Below are 21,132 nucleotides of genomic sequence, written 5' to 3'. Positions count from 1 at the left end.
CAAGGAGAGAGTAAGCATTGATAAACGCGACCCAACTGGCGGATCATCTCGATAAATCCGTGTTCTCGATCGCTTTTGCTGGAAATACGATACTCCAGGCCGGTACGTATCAAGCACCGTACATTCACAACATTCATTCCATTCACTATATCGTAAGAGGCACGGGTTTCTACGTGATGAACAACGTCAAATATACTCTAGAAGCGGGATCCGTCATGATGTTTGTTCCCGAGACGACGTTCGAATGGTCGGTCTCGGAGGCAGAAGACGTTGAAATTTACCATATCCGGTTCGACTACCGAATTTGTTGTAAAGAGAAGCAGGAGTGGATTTCACGGTCTTCTGACAGCTGGCTTGCCCCTTTGCGCGGCATGCTTACGACAGTTCGGCCGGCCGAAGTCCGTAGATGCTTTGATAAGGTGTTTCAACTATGGAAAGCCTACATCCCATTTCGCAATATCGCTGCAATTTGGCGTTTCGGGAGCTATGGCTTTCTTTGATCGACAATATGTACGATCAACAGTACAGTAGTGACGCGGATTCGGCGATTCAGTTCACGTATCGGTATATCGCGGACCATTTCCAGTCTCCTTTAACCGTTGAGCAGTTGGCCAAGAAGGCCGGGCTCAGCGCGGGCTATTACTCCCGGCAGTTCAAGCGGCTCACCGGATTCGCGCCAAAAGACTACATCATTCGTCTGCGGGTTACTAAAGCGAAGGAACTACTGGAACGCTCTGGGCTGACATTAACCGATATATCCAAGCTCGTCGGCTACGAGGACGAATTTTACTTCAGTCGGATTTTCAAGAGGATTACTGGAATGACTCCTTCGTCCTATGCAAAACAATCGAAGAAGCTGTAAAATTTTGCTTGCCCTCACAGGTTCTAAAGGTACATCGCGGGCCTGGACGGGCTGGCAAATACGCTTCTGCAGCTTGGCTTATCGGTTATGATGCTGTCCCCATTTGTGCTATTCACCGATGGCTACAATTTCTTTTCATTCACCAGCGCACCGATTATATTGATGCTTATGTTGGGTATCATTCATGGCGGGATTGGATTTTATCTTTTCTTTGCAGGAATGAAAGGACTTAAAGGCCAAAGCATCGCTGTATTGAGTTATATCGACCCCCTAACTTCACTATTAATTTCAGTTCTGGTTGTTGGAGAGAGGATGAGTTTGCAGCAGCTTATCTGCGCTGTCATGCTATTGGGCTCCATATGGATAGGTGAAGCAGGCGGAGAGATGAAAAGGGGAAATAACAACCCTTCAAAATGAGAAGTGTAACTCGACATAGAAACAAGGTAACTGACAGAATCGGCTAGTCTGTTAAACTAACGGCGAACTTATGGTTTAACAAAAAAGGGGTTTCACATATTAGATATGACTAGTATGTGAAACCTTTTATTTAATAATAGTTTTTTAAATTTAAGTCTTGATAAACTGCGAAAATAAAGTTGTAGACTGACAGCAACGTTAAGCTAAACGGGCAGTTTTCACTAATATGAAGAAGAAATTACAATACCCATTAATTGTGGCGAAATGCTTAGATCATGTGTTAGATTCTTTAATGCGAACACTTATGGTGACCAATTCCAGTTTGGCGGTTATTTAAAATATGCTATCAGGAACGTAATAAATTTTCTGCGTATTTTGTTTATTTACTGGGTCTGTAACTATATTAAAATAAACGTTGCCGTTTTTTGTCTGTACTCCCTCAATTTCATGGGTTCCCACATTTGTAATATTCACAAGGGTTTTGTATGCTCCTGTGTTGTTCATCATAGCAATCTGCGGAGTTTGACCTTCCGCGCCGCCTGACGTATATATTTCCGTATTATCGAGCATATCAACACCCTGGAAAGATCCGTTAGGTCTGACTATAGCACTTCCCGACTGCGTAAAGCTTGTAACGCAGGCGCTTACCGCCGCAGCACTGTCCATTCGAACCTGTTCATTGCTGTCAAGAAGCTGGTTCAATGCTACCGTGTCATAAATGGACCAAGTTACAGTTCCTTCTGCAGTTTGTATGCGGAAAATAGTATTGGTACTGTTGCCGCCGCTATCAACGCGGTATGTCGTACCTAAACTTGTACCAGTCTCATTGGCGTAATTCATGTAGGTGAACCGATGAAGATCCGTATAATCATATGTCGCGCCGGCCGAGTATTGAAGTCTTGCTACCTGGAGCGACCAGTAATACGATGTTGAAGGATCCGCTTTCGAACTGAAATAAAAGTAATTTATATCATTGTATGTGTACATATCAAGTGTTTGGCAATGACCGGCATTGGTGACGGTCATTTCATCAACGTATGTTGCGTCACTTCCGTTTATGAGTAATCTTGAAAGATAGCATGTTCCCCCAGACCGCTGAGTTACGTAAAGATACGTTGAAGCGATGTAAGCCTTCTGAACAGCCAGGTTGTGATTAAGTCCTTTGAGATTGTATGCGAGTGTTGCTGAAGCGTTTACAGTTTTAGCAGGAGTTGCCGCAAATACGGGCAAAACAGACATTCCCAAAATAAGAATTGCGAGAACAACAGATGTGAGTAGTTTTAATTGCCTTTTAATAAGGCTCAATGCTTGAACTTGAAACATACTGATACCTCCTTTGTTGTGCAATCCTTTACATCTTGCTCCAATGCTCCATGCTACTTGGCCGTAAGCCTCAAGCTGCACCTCCTTATTGTCGGATGAGCCCAGTCAACAAAATAAAAACCCCAACAATAAGACAGGCTCGCAGGCGAGCGAATCAAATTGTTCGGGTTTTCTCATGGACTCCAACCGTCACATATATTCATAAAAATAGCGGAAAGTAAGCGCTTTCAATTCGATTACATGTTCATGCTAACAGTTTGCTTCCAGAAAGTCAAGCGATATTTGGTAGTCGGCTTTGCCAAGCTGATTAGGTTGAAGCAATAGAGCAAATAAAACCGGGAGTGGACGTTTTGACGCATGATATGATTTATTGGTTAATTATTGGGGCTCTAAGCCTGCTCCTCATAATACTACGGAGTTACAGGCCATGGTAGTGGTTGGGAACAATACATACAAAAGAGTACCGAAGCGAACTTATGCAGGCAATTACAGGACTAAGTGATTTTGATAAAGATATGAGTAGAGCCCCTGGCAAATGGTCGATCAGAGAAATTGTTCATCTCGAGAATGAACTATAACAATCGCCCAATTGAATATGTATAAGAACCCTCCAACTAATTTTGAAACAACACAATCGGAGCCATACGGTTCTGTGGGCTCCCTTTTCTGATTAATTAACGCAGCTTACACTGGATTCTCCACTATCAAAGTATGCAACGGTTCTGCAACACCCCTCATTTATAATCCATCTCCCATCTCCATATCTCAAAAAAACCTTTACAAAAACAAAGAGGAAACGTGACCTTGATGGCGAATGATATTTACCAGCAATTAATAAATCTAATAGATTTATTAATTGACAACTCGAATGGAGCTATTTCCTGTACTTCGAAATCATTGTGTAAATTGAAACCAAGGAGATGACTAACAAGTGAAAAAGAAACTGTTAACCCGCTGCTTCACCTGCCTGCTGGTCACACAGCTTGTCGCCGGCTCTCTGCTGCCGCTTAGCAGCGCTGCAGCTGCAGAAAGCGCAGCCGCTACCGAAGCGGCAGCCGCCATTCCCCGCATGCTTATTACTGAAATTGTCCCCGACTCGGGTGGGGACGATGCGCTGGGAGAGGATCCCTTCGAGTACCTAGAGGTTTATAACAACAGTGACCAGTCGATTGACTTCAAGGACTACTCTATTTTATACAGGTACCCGGGAGATCCCGGCAATGATTTGTTCTGGCGGCCTTACACCGATGAACAGATAATCATCCAGCCTAAGCAGACCATGGTTTTCTGGGCGGTTACGCCATCAGGGGAGCCCAAGAAGGTGGCTGACTTTAATCAGCATTTTCAAACCTCGCTCGTTGAAAATAAAGACATAGTCCGGATTCCCGGGGGTCTTAACAACCTGAGGGAAAGAACCATCGTGGTGGCGACTAATACGGGAACAGACATTGTACGCGCAAGTTATAATCCGGGCGTGATCGATACGGCGGCGGATCTGAGTGTCGAGTACGGTGTTCCGGACGACGGCAGTCTCGATATGAAGAAACTCAGCTCCAAGACGGTGCCGGCCTCCCCGGGAACCTTCAACCCGGCTAACGTACCCGCGGAGCCTGTTCGTACTGTGAACGACCCTGTTCCGCCGTCGGTAAAAGATCTTACGGATCTCTCCGGCATCGACCTGATCAAGCCGATTGAGCTGATGGCCGAAGCGGCAGATGATCGTCTGCTTGCGTCCGTTAATCTATATTATAAATCCAACAAGACGACGAATTATAAAATGGTAACCTTGCCGCGCGGCGCCGACGGACGCTTCCGCTATTCATTGGAGATGATGGAATGGTTCGGGAGCCCGACGCTCGACTACTATTTCCAAGCGTCCGATACCTTCAACGAAACGTCTACGGCTCCGAGAACGCTCAGCCTGGCGGGGAATGAGATAAGCCCTGCGCTGAACGTTCGTGAAGGCGATATTCTGTCAGGTGAGCGGGTTCTGATCGGTTCGTCTGCCACCGAAGGGTCCATGTCGCTGTTGATCGACGGCCAGCCGGTTAGTCCAACGGAACATGCTCTCGAGAAAACGGCTTATTTCGTATTTGAAGCGGACGACATAGACAAAGGGCAGAACGTGACCACCATGGGCACTGAGACGCTCCACTTGATTCCGTTCAGCACTCAGGACTACAAAACTATGGTAGTACCGGTACGCCCCGATTTGTTCAAGTACGGTCAAGCGAATCCGATTGCCCTGCGTGCGGGTTCAGTAACCAGGCCTTATTATGAGAACCAGCCGGAGCCCGGCCTGGATGATTTCAATATCCGCAATGTCCGGCTTGTTTTGGCGGACGGTACGGTCATCCGCGACCCGAAATATGCGAATCCGGCAACCATACTCGACATGGGAGATAACGGACGCTTCCTTCCGGTAGTGTACTTCAATTTCACGATTCCGGAGCGCTATTGGGACGGGATCTCTTACCGATGGAATACCGCATCAGCCGTTGATGGACCTCATCGGGTCGAAGTGTCGCTACCTGACGGCAGCAAGGACACAGCGAGCGTGATGGTAGACAATCAGGGGCCGGTAGTAACTGCGAATATTACGGAAGGCAGTACTTACAAAGGAGCTTTTGATATACAAGCTTCTGCATCGGATGCGGCTTCCTCCGTCAAATCCTTTGAGGTGAAACTGGATGGCAAGCTCATTGAGGTTCCGTATCCCACCTCCTCTGCGGCTCTCACTCCGGGGGAACATAATCTTGTGCTTAAGGCTGTAGACGCCGGGGGCAAATCGACGGAGAAAACGATCAAGTTCGCAACACCTGCAGAGCTTCCGGGTAAGCCGCTCCTAGCGGCGCCGGCGGACGGTTCACAGGATACGGACACGAACGTGAGCCTGCAGGTATCGGTTTCTGATCCGACCGGCGACCCGCTGAACGTGAAGTTCTTTAAAGGGCAAAAGATCACCGCTGCGGATGCGGGAGTGATTGCTTATAAGCATGCGACTGATGTGGAGCCCCCTCTGACCTTGACGAGTCCAGGAGAAACGCAGCTGACTGCCGAAGAACAAACAGCGGCCGGAGCCTCCGATGACAGTTACGTCACTTCGGACTCGACTGAACAGTTTCCTTATCAGCGCTTTGAAGTAGAGGTGGGGGCGGAAACAGGCGCTGGCGACCGTCTCGAGCTTAGCTGGGAAGGGCATTCGCTCAAGGGCCGTAAAATAAGTTTGTATGCGTGGAATCATATTACCGTGAAATGGGACTCCCTTGCGTCCACGGTGGCGGATTCGGAGGAAGATTTTACCCTTTCTGCAGAGGTGGACGGTGGTAATTATGCAAGAAGCGGTAAAGTCCAAGTCCTGATTCAGGACGAGATTCCACGCCGTGAGCAGTACGATTTTACCATTGCCTCTATACCGGACACACAGATATACGCGGAAGTTCAGCCGGAGTATTTTGAGTCCCAAGTCAATTTCCTGCGCGATGCCAAAGAATTGATGAATATTCAATATGTGATGCAAGTGGGGGACATTGTAAACTCCGCAGGCATCAAAGGACAGTGGGAACGTGTGGATAAGTTCATGAAGGTGGTGGAAGATGCACAAATTCCTTGGGGCGTAGCTGCGGGCAACCATGACGTATTCGACGGAGGAGCGACGTCAGTGCCGGATTACTCGGAATTCTCAAAGTATTTCGGAGAGAATCGCTTTAAGGATAAGCCTTACTACGGAGAGTCGTACAAAGATAACAAAGGTCACTATGATCTGATCTCGGCGAGCGGCAACGATTTTATTTTCGTCTATATGGGCTGGGGCTTTAATGATGAGGACATGGGATGGATGAACAACGTTCTGAAGCAGTATCCGGACCGTAAAGCGGTCATTGTGGTTCATGAATATTTGCAAAATAACGCAGCGAGATCTGCAACCGGCAATCAGATGTACCAAAAGGTGGTAGTGCCGAATCCTAACGTATGGATGGTCATGAGCGGTCATTTCACCGGAAGTGCGCTGCGTACCGACCAGCTTGACGATAACAAGGACGGACAGCCGGATCGCAAAGTATACCAGATTCTTAACGATTACCAGGGCATTCCGAATGGTGGAAATGGATATTTGAAGCTTCTCCATTTTGATACGAAGACGGATACCGTCTATGTTAATACGTATTCGCCGTATTTGGACGATTACAATTATTACGATCCGACCAAGGACGAATTTAAGCTTTTGCTGGACCTGAAGCCAATGCTAAAAAGAGTGGCAACCGACGCGATGACGGTAAAAGTGTACGCTAACGACGCGATCGGATCGGCGCAAGCGGCCAGCGGTTCCACAGCCATGGTCAACTGGAACGGCCTGAAAGGCAGCACGAATTACGAATGGTACGCACTGGCGGAGGACAGCTTCGGCGGAAGGACTTACTCGGATATTTGGTCTTTCCGCACCCGGCTTACCGTAGAAGCCCCGCAAGGTGTAATGGCGGCAAACGTGACTGCGGGTTCGGCGCAGTTGAGCTGGTCCCCGGTAACAGCATCCGACGGAAGCAGCGTGACCTACCAGGTGTACGACAGTCGTGGGGCTGTATCTACGGTAACCGGTACGGTGTACAATTTGACGGGACTAGAGCCGGACACGGCGTATACGTTCCAGGTAAAGACCGTACACTCTTCGGGAGCGGAATCTATGCTCAGCGATCCGGTAAGTTTTAAGACAACGATCGACTTGCCTGCTCTACAGAACGGCTTGCAGCGCTTTATTGCCTCCGGTAAGGTTACCCATCCGCTGGCCATACAGCTGGAAAATGCGCTAAGCCAGGCGGACAAAGATATGCAGATGGGACAGCGGGATCAGGCAGCCAAGAAGATCGAGGACTTTATGAAGCACCTTTCTAATAAAGCACATCAAGAATTGGCGGCAGCGGACGCCCGGCAGTGGCTGAATGATAAAGCTGAGGCTCTGCTTCGCGTCTGGGTCAGATGACCTGCCTGCAAGGCGCAAGCAACAAAGAAGCCCCTGGAAGAATTGCTTCCAGGGGCTTTTTGTTGCTTTCTTCAATTGGTGGCGCAACCGCGAGAAAAGCCTCATTTCGGTCTTATGTGAGCGATCCATTCAGCACAGTGTAATCAGGGGACCCGCGCAAGTGCTGCGCCTAATAAACGCCCAGCCCGCCAGACAGTCCATTTCGGCCCAATAGCCGCTGGCTTATAGCGACAAGCTGTCGAGCGGGATCTTGAACACGCTCTGCAGGACAAGCCCGACGGCCAGCGCAGTCTCGTCTTCCACATCTGTAAGATGGAGGAATTCCACGTTCCGGCACGTTTGAGGCACTTGGGCCATCACCCGCGCTTTAAGCTCGTCGACGAACGAGTCCCCCCATACCGGCAGCATGAACCCGGTGAGCAGAACCCGGTCCGGGTTGAGCAGGGTGACGATATTGGCAACGGCGTAAACGATCGCTGTCCTCACCATCTCGAAAAGCTGAACAGTTTCGGGGTCACCGGCGCGGACAGCTTCACTGAACTGCTCCACACTCCTGCCAAGCGTCCGCAGCAAGCCCCTTGAGGATGCCAAAGTGGTTAGGCATCCTCTGCCGCCGCAGTAGCACTCATAATCGTAGGGCGGCATAAACGCTTTATAGTGGCCTACCTCGCCTGCTACGAAGGAGGAGCCGGTAACCAGCAGCTTCTCTGCGACGATGGCGCCCCCGATGCCTCTGGCTAATTTAAGTGTCACATTGCTTTTGGAGGAGATCAGACTTCCGCCCATATTCTCGTTGAGCGCAAGCAGATTGGTGTCATTCTCCAGAAAGACGGGCAGCCCGTACTCGTCCTCGAGCAGCTTCGCCAGCGGTATTCGCTTCCAGCCGAGCCCCGGCGAGCGAAGCAGAATGCCTTCGGAGGAGTCAACGAGTCCATGGACGCTGAAGCCGATTCCCTTCAGGCTGGTAGGGTCAGGGGTCTGGCCCATGAGTTTGTCGATCACGCTGCGGATCACCCTGAGCAAGTCCTCTTCGGTCTCGTAACGGTCTGCCTTCACTTCGGCTTCCGCCAAGCGGACGTGCTGAAAATTATATACCGCTCCCCGTGCCGATGTGCCTGACAATTCAATGCCGATCGCACTGAATCGGGAACCGTTAAGCAGCAGGGGAACGCGCTTACGGCCGCTGCCGCTCTCAAGGGATTGCGGTTCGCCTTCGACGATCACTTGATCCTCGAGAAGCCGATTGACGATGTTGGTGACGGTTTGCTGACTAAGTCCGGTTTTTCCAGCTAGCTCTACACGGGAGATCGGACATTCCGAATAGATCAGATGCAGCACCTTCTGCTGATTAATGGATTTAAGCAGCGTGTGGCTTGCATGTTTCAATGTGGACATAAGTCGACCTCTTCCTTGAACTGAACACGTTTATTCTCTTAGTAGAAATTAGTTTACCACGCAGGTCATTACTGGGTAAAGGCAGGGATTTTTGTCGAAAGATATCTATTGTATCTAAAAGAAAAAACAGGTAATATAATAATAAATAAAATTGATTTATTAATTGAGTGTAAATTGTAAGCGTGTTCATACCACGTGAATCAGCGATTTTTAACAGATCTCTTACATAACGATAATCATCGCCAAACAATTATCCTCTATCCTTAAACTTAATAAATCATTTTTTTTTATTAATTAGAGGGGGTTTCAGTATGAGAAACAAATTTGGAAAGATTACGGCTTTTAGCCTGGCTGTTGCCATGTCGGGTTCGCTGCTTGCAGGTTGTACAGGAAAAACGGAACAACCATCCGCAAGTCAGCCTCAGAATCAGACGAAAGTGGAAGTCTACGAAAATGGGCTGCCGAAGATAGAAAAAGTGACGCTGAAGGTTGGTTTCTTTATGGGAGGCTATGGAAGGGAATGGTTCGATTATGCCGTGAAGTCCTTCCAGGCCAAATACCCGAACGTATCCTTCGACGTTACCGCATCGGCGGACATGAAGAACATGATTCAAACAAAAATTTCCGCAAGCAACGACAACGACATGTTCGACATTTTCAATACAACGCCGCCGTCCGGAGCACAGGGTATCATTTCCCTGGCTGAAGCCGGTAAGCTCGAGCCTTTCGATAATATGTTCGACAAGAAGCTTCCGGACGTACCGGGCAAAGCAGTGAAGGAACTCATGATGCCGGGCCTCGCCGAATCGTTTACCAAGGTGAACGGGAAGGTATACGAGTTTGCGACTTCGAGCTCCTACGGCGGATTATTCTACAATAAGACGCTGTTCGAGCAGAAGGGCTGGAACCAGAACCCGAAGACATGGGCTGAGTTTAACGACCTGCTTGCCAAAATTAAGGCGGACGGTCTGGCTCCGATTACTTTCCCTGGAGTTTACCCTAATTACTATGACTGGGCCTTTGGACCAGCAAAGCTGTTTGAGCTGGCCGATATCAAAGGAAACGCCGATAAGGTGATCGAAAATTATAAAACGTACAACGGTCCTCAATTTACGAGCGAGGAAAGCTTGGAACACTGGAACCGACTGTATGAGCTGGGCAAGAAGGGGTACTTCCCGGAAGGACTGCCGGCCTTAACGCATACCCAGTCCCAGATGCAGGTGATTCAAGGCCAGGCCGCAATGGTTTCCACAGGAAGCCACGTGGAGAACGAAATGAAGAAGACTACGCCGGAAGACTTCAAATGGGGCTTTATGGCGGTGCCGTTTAGGGATAAGGCGGAGCAGAAGCTTTGGATCCGAAGCGGAATCACTAACTTCCAATACATGTGGGCCGGCAAGCCGGATCTAAATAAGAAGTGGTCTAAGGAATTCATTCTGTGGCTGATGACGCTAGATAACCAACAGTTTGCCGCAGAAAAGGCGGGCGCTCTCCCGATGAGAAAAGATTTGATTGACGACGCGAGTAAAGTCGTTAAGCTGTCCACCTCTGCGCAGGCGATTCTAAAGTATATTAAGGATAATGATGCCCGTTCTTATAAGCCGCACAGAACCGTCAGCATCTCCGATCCGAACCTGGCCAAAGCTAATAAGATGGTGGAAGAAGCCACGGTGAAGATCGTATTAGGTAAGCAGGATCCGAAGCCGATTCTCGAAGAAGCGGACGCTTTGCTCAAGAAAGCGGTAGAAGCTCAGAAGAAATAAGTTCATAGGCGGGGAGGGATTCTCTCCCCTTTACCATTTCCCTTCATAGGAGTTGACTTCCTTTGTCCGAACCCACTGTACTGAAAGTTAAATCCGCTTCCTCCGGCAGCATGGGACTGGATAAAGCGCGGACGCAGAAGTGGATTTTTCTAATCATGGCCGTCGTGCCGCCGTTCGGTGGCTATCTGCTGTTTACGCTGCTTCCGAATGTTTTATCCGTTTACTATGCGTTATTGGATTGGGACGGGCTAACGGATTCCAAATTTGTAGGGCTCAGCAACTTTGTTACCGCGATTCAGGACGAGTATGTATGGCGGGCGCTAAAGCACAACCTTATTTTTATGGCAACGGTACCGGCACTTGTCGTACTCATTTCCTTAGTGCTAGCTTATCTGGTCACATACAAGACTTATGTGGAAAATGAGTTCCTGAAAATCTTGTTTTTTTTTCCGAACGTCTTATCCATTGTTGTCGTTGCTCTATTATGGGCATTCATATATGACGGCACGTACGGCCTGCTTAACAGCGGTTTGAAGCTGCTTGGGATCGATATGAACCATTTTTATTGGCTGGGCAGCGAAGGTACGGCACTGTGGGCGCTGATTGCTCCATGGGTTTGGGGTGGCGTCGGGCTCTATGTCATCATTTTCGTAAATGCGATGTCGGCCATTCCCAAGTCGCTGTATGAATCGGCTATTATCGAAGGCGCAGGACATATGACACGGTTATTCAAGATTACACTGCCGCTCATTTTGCCCGTCGTCCGGGTCAGTGCGTTATTCCTCGTGATCAGCACGCTCAAGACATTCGAGCTTATTCTGATTATGACTAACGGCGGCCCATCCGGCTCCACGGATGTAATCGGTCTCTATATGTTCAACCTTGCTTTCGGTAAAGAGTACATCAACTACGGTTACGCTTCCGCTGTCGGTATGATTCTCTTCGTCATCTTGATCACGGCCAAACTGCTGATGGATAAGTTTCTGCCAAACCGAAGCGTAGAGTATTAGAGCCTACTTTTTAAAGCGGGGAGAAGATGAAATTGAAGGAAAAAATGACGCATATGGACGTCCTATGGCGTCTGGTGCTGTATGTTTGGGCTTTGTCGATACTGTTTCCGCTGGTGTGGGTGTTCTACGAGTCTCTGAAGTCCAATCCGGAGTTTTTCAAGGACATCTGGAGCCTTCCCAAAAAGCTGCAGTGGTCCAATTACACAACAGCCTGGACGGAATATGGCTTCGGTCGTTCGCTGCTAAATACGCTTTATTATGTAGGCGGAAGCCTTGTACTCAGCTTGTTCTTTACTACGCTTAACGCTTATGCATTGACTCGGATGGAATTTAAGGGACGGCAGTTGATCTGGGGCCTCATTATGCTTTCCTTGTTCCTGCCGGGGATTAACGCCCTGGTTCCGCAGTACGTGATCATGAGGGAGCTCCATTTGACGAACAGCTTAACGGGGTTAATCTTATTATCCTCCTTGGGAGAAAGTGTGTTCTATCTGATGCTGCTCGGAGGCTTTATGAAGTCGCTTCCCAAGGATTTGGAGGAAAGTGCGCATATGGACGGCGCTTCGATCTTCCAGGTGTTCTGGCGGGTGATCGTTCCCTTGTCCACTCCAGGGATTGTTACGGTTGCGATTTTTAAATTCCTGGGCTTCTATAACAATTTTATGGGGCCGTTCATCTATTTGAGCGATCCCAAGAAATATACGATTGCGGTGCAGATGTACCAAGCCAACAAAATGATGGAGTTTACAGCGGACTGGGTTACGTTGTTTGCAGGAGTGACGATTGCGATGGTGCCTTCGGTCATTATGTTCATGTTGTTCCAGCGGATGATTATGCAGGGCGCCACTTTAGGTGCGGTTAAGGGTTAATCTAGATCATGAATCGGTGTATCGACGTTCCGCCGGTACATGTATTTGTGACACAACAGGTTAAAAGCTGTTTGCAAAAAGGAGAATGCTGCATGAAGATTGCTGTAATCGGCTGCGGTACTATGGGCCGTACCCATGGGGCCGAATGGATTAGAATGCCCGGTATTGAGCTTGTCGGTGTATGTGATATGCAGGAAGAAGCCGCCATTGCGCTTGCTGGGAATTTGGAGACAAAGGCTTATTTCAATTTCGATCAAATGGTATCGGAGGCGGGGCCGGATGTTGTAGACGTCTGTCTGCCTACTCATATGCATAAGGAATTTGTTCTCAGGACTGCCCGTCACGGGAAGCATATCATTTGCGAGAAGCCCATCGGATTGTCGCCCGAGGAAGCGGATGAAATGGCCGTTGTCAGCGAGCAGCACGGAGTACGGCTGTTTATCGGGCATGTGGTACGCTTCTTCCCAAGCTATTCCGATATTCGCCGCAAAGCTGCGGAAGGAGTCATCGGAAAGCCAGGAGTGCTGCATACAAGACGGATGGGCAGCAATCCGGGTATTGCCAAGACTTGGTACGCCAATAGTGACACTAGCGGTGGTGTGATCCTTGACCTAATGATTCACGATATTGATTTTGCTCAAAGCATCTTCGGGAAGGCTGTATCCGTGTATGCAATGAACCGCAGGCACGAGAGTCTCGACTATGCTTTGGCTACCCTGCGTTTCGAAAATGGCGGGATTGCGCATCTCGAGGGCTATTGGGGATTTCCGGGCCCTTTTACGACGAGTGTGGAATTGGCGGGCAGCGGAGGTGTCATCCGCTTTAACAGTGAGGATGCCGTTTCACTCAAGAATTTCAAGGCAAATAGGGATTTATCGGATACCCCGGATGTTGCGATTCCCAAAAGCCCTTTTATGCATAATCCGTATTACCTGGAGCTGGCTCATTTCGTGGAATGCCTACGGACCGGCACCGAGCCGGACATAACGATCGCTGACGCCCGGAGTGCGCTGAAGACGGGCCTTGCCGCGATTGAATCTGCCGCATCAGGACGTCCGGTACGTATACAGTGATGGAGAGGGAGAGAAGCAGTGTCTGAGTTAACGAATGTTGTAAAGATAGGAATGATCAGCTTCGCCCATGGCCATGCTGCCGGCTTCTATCGCCAGCTTCGGAGGCTACCGGGAGTGAAGGTAACGGGCATATCGGATGAGAACCGTGCCCGGGTGGAGCCGTATTTGCAGGAGGATGCCGAGATCCGTTATTTTGCGGATTACCGTGAGTTGCTAAGCAGCGGCTGTGATGCGGTGGTCATCTGCTCGGAGAACGTTCATCATGCCGAGCTCACGATTTCCGCAGCTGAGGCGGGAAAGCATGTGCTGTGCGAGAAGCCGCTCGGCTTGAACGTGGAGGAAATGAAACAGATGGTAGCTGCCTGCGAGAAGAACGGAGTCCAGCTAATGACGGCGTTTCCCTGCCGCTTCCTCCCTGCAATTGTGCAGGCGAAGGCAGCAATCGACAGGGGCGAGATCGGTGAGATCGTTGCAGTGAAAGGCACGAACCGGGGCACCATGCCGGGAGGCTGGTTCATTGATCCAGCGCTATCTGGCGGAGGCGCCCTACTGGATCATTCCGTACATGTCATGGATCTGCTCAACTGGATGCTGGAAAGTCCTGTAACGGAGGTATACGCTGAAGTTGCAACCCTGTTCCATGAGATTCCGGTGGATGACGCCGGAATACTGCACGTGAAGTTCGCGAACGGAGCTTTTGCTTCGATCGATACCAGCTGGTCGCGCACGAAGTCTTTCCCTTACTGGGGCGATGTTACGATGGAGATTGTAGGAACGAACGGTCTGCTTTCCGTCAATGCCTTCGGCCAGAAGAGCGAGGTCTACAGCGACGAGAGTATGAAAGCCCAGTGGAGCTACTGGGGAGATGATATGAACCAAAGTCTGGTGCAGGCTTTCATCGATGCGATAAGAAGCAACCGAGAAGTACCGATTACCGGCATGGACGGCCTTTGGTCGGCTGCTATCGCTTTGGCGGCTTACGAATCGGTTCGCCGGGGCAAGCCGGTTAATTTAGATGAAAGCGGACGCGTGAAGGCTTAGGGGGAAGTAAGCTGGCGCAGGAATCATTTTAGCAGATATAGGCTAGGCGGTTGAGCGATAAATGGATAAGAATGTTGATTCATTTTGCATGGAGGTGGACGGTTTATGGCCGAGAATAATCAACCGACAGGGAATGCCCTTCAGTTGGATAAGCATATGAAAGTGGAGACTGGTGGAGTTGTCGGGAAAGAGTGGCACAGTCCCCTAGAGAGTCCATTCCGCGTTTCCGGCCTTGCCTGGTGGAACTTGGAGTACCAGTACCGCCGCCTTCCGGTGAAGCCGAACGAGGAGATCCCATCCGCAGTGGATGACCTGGCTAACTGCACTGCGGGTGGACAGATCCGCTTTCAGACGGACTCGCCGTCGGTTGCGGTTCGGATGCGATTGAAAGCCAAGACCGGCATGTATCATATGCCGGCTACGGGTGAAGGCGGAGTCGATGCTTACATAGGCGAAGCTGGTGCCCAGCTGTATGCCGGGACGGCTAGGTTTCTGCCGTCGCAGCAGGAGTACGAGAGCGAACTGTTTGCAGGAGAGAGCGGCGGTCTGCGCCAGTTTACCCTGAATCTCCCCTTGTATCAAGGGGTAGAGGCAGTCTGGATCGGTTTGGAGCCAGGTGCGCGGATTCTTCCCCCTAAGGCTTATGAATCGGAGAAGCGGATTGTCCTGTACGGCACCTCGATCGGGCAGGGAGGATGCGCTTCCCGCCCGGGAATGGCGTACACGAATATTCTTAGTCGAAGGATCAATTATGAGTTTATTAATCTCGGCTTTTCCGGCAACGGCAAGGGCGAGCCCGAGCTGGCCCGCCTCATTTCTCAGATCGAGGACCCAGCGCTGCTCGTCCTTGATTATGAAGGCAACTCTGGCAGCACCGAAAGCTACCGTCAGACGCTGCCGGAGTTTATCCGCATTCTGCGGGAAGCTCACCCGGAGGCACCGATGCTCGTCATATCGCGGGTCCCATACGGGCTGGAGCCGCTGAAGCCCGAGCTGCTGCGCAGTCGGCTGGAACGACTGACGTTCCAGCGAGAGCATGTTGAGCAGCTGCAGGAACAGGGAGACCGCCGTCTATTCTTCTTCGACGGCTCAACACTGCTCGGCGCAGATCCGGCTGAAGCGACCGTGGACGGTGTCCACCCGACGGACATGGGCTTCATGCGCATGGCCGACGGTCTTGAGCCGGTGCTGCGACGAATCCTGGCGGATTCATAGAAGAGTTGCACCATCGATACTAAGTCAGGTTCTCCATGCGGTAATGCCCCGGGACGGAGTGGGCAAAAGATCGTTAGAACGTAAAATCCGGCGTAGCGATCAGGTAAAATGCCGCATGCGGGCTCCATTATTGAGTAACATAGCAGCCCGAAATCACGAAGCTTTTTCGCCAAATGGTTGGCCTCTTAAATTGTGTATACATCATGGAACGCCAAAAGGAGTGGTGAAAAAGCGAATGACTAGAGTAACCAGCCAGCAACTGCTCAAATCGATTAATCAGCAGAAAGTGCTGCACCTGATCTTTGCCGAAGGACCGATATCCCGCGTAGAGTTGGCCGACAAAACGGGGCTGACTCAGCAAACCGTGACCAATATCGTCAACCGGCTGCTGCTGGAGGATATCGTAATCGAGGGTACGCCCGGCGCAAGCAAGGGAGGCCGCAAGCCGGTTCCGCTGACGATCAATGTCGCCAACATGTTCGCCATCGGCATCGAACTCGCTGGGAAATATGTCCAGGGGGCTCTGCACAATTTTCGCTACGATCTTGTCGGCGAAGCAAGGCGCCCGGTAGATCGGTACGTGAACGAAGACCATATTCTCGCCACCGTATGCGAGGTTATCGATGAGCTCCTGCAGCTAGCGCCGGAACGGAGCCGGATCAAGGGGATCGGCTTGAGCATTCAGGGGCTGGTGGATTCCAAGCAAGGAATTGCACTGCGGCTGCCTGGTTTTGGGTGGGGCCGGTTCCCTTTGCAGGAGCGGCTGGAGAATAAGTACGATATGCCCTTCTACCTGGAGAACGACGTTAATTTATTGGCGATCAATGAAAACATGCACGGCCTTAGAGGCTCGTCGAACAATATAACGCTGAAATTCGATTACGGCATAGGCGGCGCGATCGTAGCCGATAATCAGTTGGTGACCGGGTCCAATTTCGTAGCTGGGGAAATTGGGCATTACAAGGCTTTCACGGGTGCCAACGTTTACCGCTGCCACTGCGGGGGAATGGGCTGCCTGACTACGCTTGCATCAACAAGCGGACTGGCAATGAATGCCGGATTGACGCTGGATGAGTTCGCTGAAGGCGTTCGTACCGGCGAGCCGCGGATGGCAGAACTATACGAAACCGTTGTGACGGCGCTCTGCTTGGCCGTAAGCAACGTGGTGACGTTTCTAAATCCCGACCAGGTGCTGATGACGGGCAAGCTGCTTGAGTCATTGGGCGATTTGCTAATCCCAGTCATGGACGAGCGGATTATGGCTAACGTGCCGGAAACGTGCCGTGGGGTGCGGCTCAATTACATGCGGCAGAAGCCGAACGAATCGGCTCTGGCCGCGGGTTTGGTGTTGAAGCGCGTATTTGAGGTACCTGTTGACAGCCTGTCGCTGTAATCGGAAGGAGTGCACGGAGGAGAACGAGGAAATGCCGCATTATAAATTACTAGCTTTGGATATGGACGGCACGCTGCTTACTGACGATAAGCAGGTAACGGAAGAAACAAAGAAGTGGCTGCGGAAGGCAGTGGACCATGGGGTAACCGTCATGTTCTCCACGGGCCGGGGTGTACAGACCGCCAGTTCCTTTTGGGAGGAGCTCGAGCTCGATTCCCCGATGGTCCTGTTGAACGGTGCGGAGATCTGGGAAGGGCCGGGCCGATTGATGGCCCGCACCCATTTGCCCCGCGAAACGGTTCGCCGATTGCATGAGCTGGCTCTCCGCGAGGATGCGCATTTCTGGGGCTATTCCGTGGAGAGCTTGTCCAGCCGGCGTAATTGGAGCGAAGAGCTGTTTGAAACCGACTGGATGAAGTTCGGCATGAAGCATGACGATTTGGCGGTAGTTGCGCGCATCCGTGAGGAGCTGCTCGGCTGGGGCGGGCTGGAGATTACTGCTTCCGCACCGGTCAATGTGGAGATCTCCGTCCAGGGGATCACCAAGGAAAGCGGCGTGCGGGAGGTTTGCCGGCTGCTCGGCATCGACATGACGCAGGTCTTGGCGGTTGGAGACAGCGATAACGACGTGCTGATGCTGCAGGCGGCGGGGCTCGGCGTAGCGATGGGCAACGCCGAGGAGCACGTCAAGGCGATCGCCGATGCCGTTACCTCCTCCAACAATGAGGATGGTGTCGCCAAGGCGGTGCAAAAATTTATTTTCGGCTTGGACGTAGCCGAGTGTCGGTCGATTGTATAAGGATCGGCACCGACGGGGGCTGGTGCCGGCTTAAAGGCAAGGCGAAAACAAAGCCATAAGCCGTAAAAACCGGCTTGAGGTGATAGGCCAATAATGGCAAGAAATTTATTTTTACGAAAGAAACCAGCAAACCATTGAGTTTGCTGGTTTCTTGCACTTCATTTCTTGCACTTCAAAACTTATTTGTCACCCAACACGTACTGGCCATTTCACAACAAAGACGGATTTGGGTAATCCCCACAAGTTAAACACAATTGAAAAGATGCCCAGAAGAAAGACCACAAAGCAGTAATCCGACAAATTAAATAGTAGAAGTTCGAAGATTTTCAGTAAAGCCTTCGCGTGCAGGATCGGATTTCCGCTCGAAAGATACTCACTGCATGTTGAGAATGTTTGAATTCATTTACATGAGATACGGATATTTCCCCTCGATGAGTTGCCTGATTTCGATAAATTCGCTGGCTTCCTCACGCATTAGTGAGGTAATTACATACTGATCGATTCCAACTTTCCTTTTATATACAATATAAGTTCTTCAATCCTGCCATATTTTCTGTATAATGGTGGTGAAAGCAGTTACAACATGGCAATGAGGGGTAATCCAATGAATCTTGCTCGAATCCGCTTCAACAAACGCAGTGTTATCGTCACGTGGCTCATATCTTATATTTCTGTACTTCTTATCCCGATTATCATTAGCGGGATTCTATACGCAGCTGCCTGGCATGTTGTGGAATCGGAAGTCAACCGTGCGAACAAGTCAGCCCTAGAGCAGATGGAGCAAGCGATTGATAATAGCCTTCGCGGTATTGAGCGGTTAAGCTTGGAAATCGCTTTAAGCAAGATGGTAACTGGTTTTATGAATACGGTGAAGCCATTGACCGATAGCGACTATTACGATTTGGTCAGCATTGCCAACGATCTGCGGGTGTACCAGACAGCGAATGATTTTATTGAACAAATCTATATCTACTACCGGAATAGCGACACGGTTATATCCACACGTGATCACACGAACAGCCGTATGTTGTTTGAAAAGATCCGCGAGAAAGACGGGATGAGCTACGAGGAGTGGGCGAAGTTTTTTGATAAGCCTTACATCCAGGAGTATGCCCCCATTACGTTTAGGGAAGACGGCCAGGCAGTCAAAGCTGTGATGTATGCCAAATCCGTTATACTCGCCAACCCGGATCATCCAGGCGCAGTCATTTTATTTGTCATTAAGGATTCCAAGCTGCTGGATAATATTCCATCCACGTCGGATAAAACCTCGATAGCGGTACTCGATAAGGAAAACCGTCTAATTGCTTCAACTGGCTTTGAATCTAGAACGGACTTTCTGGATTACAACAAACTTTCTAGCAAAAATGGGATGTTTATTAGCGAGGACTCCGGTAAAAGGGCAGCCGTTTCTTATATCACCTCAAGCAGCACAGGTTGGAAATACATTTCAACGATTCCCGCCGAATTATATGATGACAAGATGAAATACATGAAGAAGCTGATTTATGCCAGTGTAATCTTGAGCCTTATCATGGGGGGAATTGTCACTTATCTCTTTTTGAGAAAAAATTATAACCCAATCAACCTACTGATTCGGAGCTTTTCTGTGAAATCAGGGATATCTTTTCATGAAGGTTCGAACGAGTACGGATTTTTACAGGATGCGTTGAATAATACGTTTGCGGAAAAAGAACAGATTGATAGGCGGCTGCATCAGCATCGTGATGCCATTCGTTCGCATTTTCTTCAGGGGCTGCTGAAAGGCCGTTTGGAACAAAATGTCCCGATACACGAATTGCTTGCTGCCCACGATATTCGTTTGGCTTCACCGTATTTTGCCGTTTTGTTATTTCACATCGAGCATTTCGGCAAGTTTGAGATTGACGAGTATGCCGCTCCTGAGAAAGTGAGAATGCTGCATTTCATTATTATGAATGTCGCTGAAGAAGTGATCGGTCATCACAATCAAGCCTTCATTACGGAAGTAGACAATATGCAAGCGTGCATCGTAAATTTCGGGACAGATCCGGATTCGCAAGAGTTGAAGCGTATTGCCGATCAGGTGAAATCATTCTTATTAGAACATTTCCATGTCCATTTGACTGTGGCGATCAGCGGCATCCATCAGGAGCTGTATGGGATCCCACCAGCTTACCAGCAAACCTTGGCAGCCTTAGAGTACCGACTCGTTATGGGGAGCGGGGAAATTATTGGGTACGATGATTTACCGAGTTCAGAAACGGTTAGGCAATCCAGAAGTTACTACTATCCATTACCTGTAGAGCATCAGCTGATCAATTTTGTGAAATCAGGGGATTTTGAAAAATCGAGTGCAATTATCGACGAAATCATCGAGATTAACGTATCGGACGCGTCCTTGTCCGTTCCGCTCGCCAAGTGTCTCATGTTTGATTTGATAAGTACGCTGCTAAAAACGATGGATGAAATCGGTACGAGCAGCAATAATCGAGCGTTAATCGTAAAAACGGACCCAATCGACCGATTGATGAGTAGTTCAACTATCAAAGAAATGAAGGTACAGATTCGAGAAGTGCTGAGTCAGGTGTGCCAATTCATTCAAGAAGACCGTGGGCAGGATCACAACCAACTTAGCCAACAGGTAATGGAATATGTCAAAAGCAATTACGCTGAGGAGAATCTGAACATCTCCATGGTAGGCGATAAGTTCGGGTTAACGCCTTCCTATTTATCCAAACAGTTCAAAGCACAGACGGGTGAAGCCTTGCTTGATTTTATTAGCAGAACCCGATTAGAAGAAGCCAAGCGGCTGCTTTCTCTTCAAGTCTTATCTGTCACGGACATTGCGAAAAAAGTCGGATACTCGGACATGAATACGTTCAATCGGATTTTCAAGAAATTTGAGGGCATTACTCCAGGCAAATATAAGGATATTCAATGACATGAAAGAAGCCGTACAAGCATGCTTGCGCGGCTTTTCCGTTTTTACATAGCGATTGCGTAAATTGAAGG

General features: G+C 49.6%; 15 protein-coding genes. 13 read left to right on the top strand and 2 right to left on the bottom strand.

Translation table 11 applies throughout. The features are described from left to right. Positions 1-17: 17 nt before the first annotated feature. From ASG85_RS24420 to ASG85_RS24410, 3 genes are read left to right on the top strand one after another with little or no spacing between them, the layout of a single operon-like run. Positions 18-500: an AraC family ligand binding domain-containing protein gene (locus tag ASG85_RS24420; protein ID WP_060647987.1), complete on the top strand. Its 483-nt coding sequence runs from the start codon at positions 18-20 to the stop codon at positions 498-500. Beyond that, on the top strand, positions 497-862 hold the full coding sequence (locus ASG85_RS24415) for an AraC family transcriptional regulator (protein WP_060647986.1): 366 nt from the start codon (positions 497-499) through the stop codon (positions 860-862). The genes ASG85_RS24420 and ASG85_RS24415 overlap by 4 nt, the downstream gene beginning before the upstream one ends. A gap of 33 nt (positions 863-895) precedes the next feature. Then, positions 896-1,279, top strand: a complete 384-nt coding sequence (locus ASG85_RS24410) for a DMT family transporter (RefSeq protein WP_321166606.1) — start codon at positions 896-898, stop codon at positions 1,277-1,279. Between the two features lie 333 nt (positions 1,280-1,612). Here the strand turns inward: ASG85_RS24410 and ASG85_RS24405 are convergent, their stop codons facing one another. Then, positions 1,613-2,602 carry a helveticin J family class III bacteriocin gene (locus ASG85_RS24405; RefSeq protein WP_060647985.1) on the bottom strand — a complete coding sequence of 330 codons (990 nt, stop codon included), beginning with the start codon at positions 2,600-2,602 and terminating at the stop codon, positions 1,613-1,615. Between the two features lie 931 nt (positions 2,603-3,533). Here ASG85_RS24405 and ASG85_RS24400 point away from each other — a divergent pair. Continuing rightward, entirely contained in the window at positions 3,534-7,580 is a 4,047-nt protein-coding gene (locus tag ASG85_RS24400; RefSeq protein WP_060647984.1) for an FIMAH domain-containing protein, read from the top strand. A gap of 222 nt (positions 7,581-7,802) precedes the next feature. On the opposite strand, the gene ASG85_RS24395 is transcribed toward ASG85_RS24400, so the two are convergent. Further along, positions 7,803-8,975, bottom strand: coding sequence for an ROK family transcriptional regulator (locus tag ASG85_RS24395; protein ID WP_060647983.1), 1,173 nt, complete (start codon positions 8,973-8,975; stop codon positions 7,803-7,805). Between the two features lie 311 nt (positions 8,976-9,286). On the opposite strand from ASG85_RS24395, the gene ASG85_RS24390 reads away from it, so the two are divergent. The 9 genes from ASG85_RS24390 to ASG85_RS24350 all read left to right on the top strand — a co-directional run bounded on the left by ASG85_RS24390 (position 9,287) and on the right by ASG85_RS24350 (position 21,061). After that, positions 9,287-10,738: an extracellular solute-binding protein gene (locus tag ASG85_RS24390; RefSeq protein ID WP_057304877.1), complete on the top strand. Its 1,452-nt coding sequence runs from the start codon at positions 9,287-9,289 to the stop codon at positions 10,736-10,738. Between the two features lie 62 nt (positions 10,739-10,800). Further along, positions 10,801-11,748 carry a carbohydrate ABC transporter permease gene (locus tag ASG85_RS24385; RefSeq protein ID WP_060647982.1) on the top strand — a complete coding sequence of 316 codons (948 nt, stop codon included), beginning with the start codon at positions 10,801-10,803 and terminating at the stop codon, positions 11,746-11,748. Positions 11,749-11,780: 32 nt separating this feature from the next. Further along, positions 11,781-12,617 carry a carbohydrate ABC transporter permease gene (locus tag ASG85_RS24380; protein ID WP_060647981.1) on the top strand — a complete coding sequence of 279 codons (837 nt, stop codon included), beginning with the start codon at positions 11,781-11,783 and terminating at the stop codon, positions 12,615-12,617. 92 nt (positions 12,618-12,709) lie between these two features. Further along, positions 12,710-13,690: a Gfo/Idh/MocA family protein gene (locus tag ASG85_RS24375; RefSeq protein ID WP_060647980.1), complete on the top strand. Its 981-nt coding sequence runs from the start codon at positions 12,710-12,712 to the stop codon at positions 13,688-13,690. Between the two features lie 51 nt (positions 13,691-13,741). Continuing rightward, complete coding sequence (locus ASG85_RS24370; RefSeq protein WP_060648101.1) at positions 13,742-14,731, top strand: Gfo/Idh/MocA family protein; 990 nt, start codon at positions 13,742-13,744, stop codon at positions 14,729-14,731. Between the two features lie 105 nt (positions 14,732-14,836). Further along, positions 14,837-15,946: an SGNH/GDSL hydrolase family protein gene (locus ASG85_RS24365; protein ID WP_060647979.1), complete on the top strand. Its 1,110-nt coding sequence runs from the start codon at positions 14,837-14,839 to the stop codon at positions 15,944-15,946. 235 nt (positions 15,947-16,181) lie between these two features. Further along, positions 16,182-17,339: an ROK family transcriptional regulator gene (locus ASG85_RS24360; protein WP_060647978.1), complete on the top strand. Its 1,158-nt coding sequence runs from the start codon at positions 16,182-16,184 to the stop codon at positions 17,337-17,339. Positions 17,340-17,370: 31 nt separating this feature from the next. Continuing rightward, positions 17,371-18,138, top strand: a complete 768-nt coding sequence (locus ASG85_RS24355) for a Cof-type HAD-IIB family hydrolase (RefSeq protein WP_060647977.1) — start codon at positions 17,371-17,373, stop codon at positions 18,136-18,138. Positions 18,139-18,742: 604 nt separating this feature from the next. Continuing rightward, positions 18,743-21,061, top strand: coding sequence for a helix-turn-helix domain-containing protein (locus tag ASG85_RS24350; protein WP_060647976.1), 2,319 nt, complete (start codon positions 18,743-18,745; stop codon positions 21,059-21,061). Positions 21,062-21,132 lie beyond the last annotated feature (71 nt).

Source organism: Paenibacillus sp. Soil724D2 (genome assembly GCF_001427935.1).
Taxonomy (GTDB): domain Bacteria; phylum Bacillota; class Bacilli; order Paenibacillales; family NBRC-103111; genus Paenibacillus_E.
This window is presented reverse-complemented; position numbering and strand designations above follow the sequence as displayed.